General features: G+C 68.5%; 2 protein-coding genes. Both read right to left on the bottom strand.

Annotated elements, in window-relative coordinates:
• Positions 1-635, bottom strand: a 635-nt coding sequence (locus tag JMF90_RS38780; RefSeq protein WP_201326516.1) for a sensor histidine kinase N-terminal domain-containing protein, incomplete at its 3' end; no start/stop codon positions are given.
• A 5-nt stretch (positions 636-640) separates the two neighbouring features.
• Positions 641-868 (bottom strand): winged helix-turn-helix domain-containing protein (locus JMF90_RS38775; protein ID WP_201326515.1); only part of this gene is annotated, 228 nt, incomplete at its 5' end.

Here is an 868-nt window from a genome sequence, read left to right as displayed (position 1 = left end):
GGGCGGACCTCGTTCGGCATCGATGCGACGTCGACCGGTTCGAGGTTGTTCGCATTCCTGCGTTTCAGGCCGGACGCGATCGCCCGCAACGGCCGCAGCCCCGCGCCGATGCCGAACCACAGGCCGAGCGCGAGCAGCGGCAGCATCGAGAACACGGGCCAGAGCAGATGGACGGCGATGCCCGCGATCGCCTCCCAGCGCGCATGCCGCGCCTGCGCGAGCCGGATCGTCGTGCCGCCGCGTTCGGTCACATAGGTGCGCCACGGCTGGCCGCCGACGTCGACGCTCGCGATGCCCTGCTGCGCGGGCGCCGGCAGCTTCGAATCGCGGTCGGTCGAATACACGAGCGTGCCGTTGCGCCACACTTGCAGCAGCACCGCATCGGGGTCGCTCGCTTCGAAGCCGTGCTTGCCTTTGGCGTGGTTGCTGAACGATAGCTCGCCGTTCGGGCCGACCACGATCTGTTTGGACATGCTGCGCATCTGGTCGTCGAGCAGGTCGTCGAGTTCGCGCAGCGCGCCCCAGTAGGTGCCGGCGCTCGCGACCAGGCCGATCACGCACGCGGCCGGCAGCAGCCACGTCAGCAGGCGCCGCCGCAGCGACGCGTTGCGCCAGCGCGCGACCGCGCGTTGCATGCGCGTCACGTGCCGTCACCGATCCGGTAGCCGACGCCGCGCACCGTGCGGATCATGTCGTGACCGAGTTTCTTGCGCAGGTTGTGGATATGCACCTGCACCGCGTTGCTCTCGATTTCCTCGCCCCAGCTGTACAGCCGTTCCTCGAACTGTTCGCGCGAAATCACCGCGCCCGGTTCGCGCATCAGCTCGTGCAGCAGCACGAATTCCTTCGGCGACAGCGGCACTTCGTC

It is taken from the genome of Burkholderia sp. E168m23 (genome assembly GCF_016586125.1).
Classification (GTDB): Bacteria; Pseudomonadota; Gammaproteobacteria; order Burkholderiales; family Burkholderiaceae; genus Burkholderia; species Burkholderia orbicola.
This window is presented reverse-complemented; position numbering and strand designations above follow the sequence as displayed.